Source organism: Sutterella seckii (assembly GCF_009183815.1).
In the GTDB taxonomy this organism is placed as follows: domain Bacteria; phylum Pseudomonadota; class Gammaproteobacteria; order Burkholderiales; family Burkholderiaceae_F; genus Sutterella; species Sutterella seckii.
This window is the reverse complement of sequence record NZ_WEHX01000251.1, coordinates 1-458: the sequence shown is the minus strand read 5'-3', so window position 1 is coordinate 458 and position 458 is coordinate 1. Positions and strand designations below refer to the sequence as shown.

At 32.1% G+C, this 458-nt stretch carries 1 protein-coding gene; it reads right to left on the bottom strand.

Annotated elements, in window-relative coordinates:
• Positions 1–60: 60 nt before the first annotated feature.
• The coding region (locus GBM95_RS12060) for a GT-D fold domain-containing glycosyltransferase (RefSeq protein WP_226963337.1) at positions 61–458 on the bottom strand (398 nt) is incomplete at its 5' end.

Here is a 458-nt window from a genome sequence, read left to right as displayed (position 1 = left end):
TTCGCAAATTCAATTATAACACAAAACACCCATTTTTCATGCCTGTAAACTCTGAAATTTTCAGAATTTACAGGCATTTATTTTATGGAAGTCCCCTTGTATTATTTCATTTTTATAGTCATAAGCGTTCAAGGCAGGTGCGATTATTCTTTTAATCGTAGATGCATTATTTAGTAATTCATTGTTTACGCCAAAAAGTGTTTTATCGCCCTCTATGATGACAATATCTCTGTTATTCCATATTTGTTTGAAAAGATTAAATATATCGGAGCTGTATTTTTTATTTTGCGTGTCCATAAACGGTCGAGTAATGAGCGCGTCTCCATATGTGTATTTTTCATCCAGTGTCTTTGCTAATATTAGGGGACTTCCATAAAATAAATGCCTGTAAATTCTGAAAATTTCAGAGTTTACAGGCATGAAAAATGGGTGTTTTGTGTTATAATTGAATTTGCGAA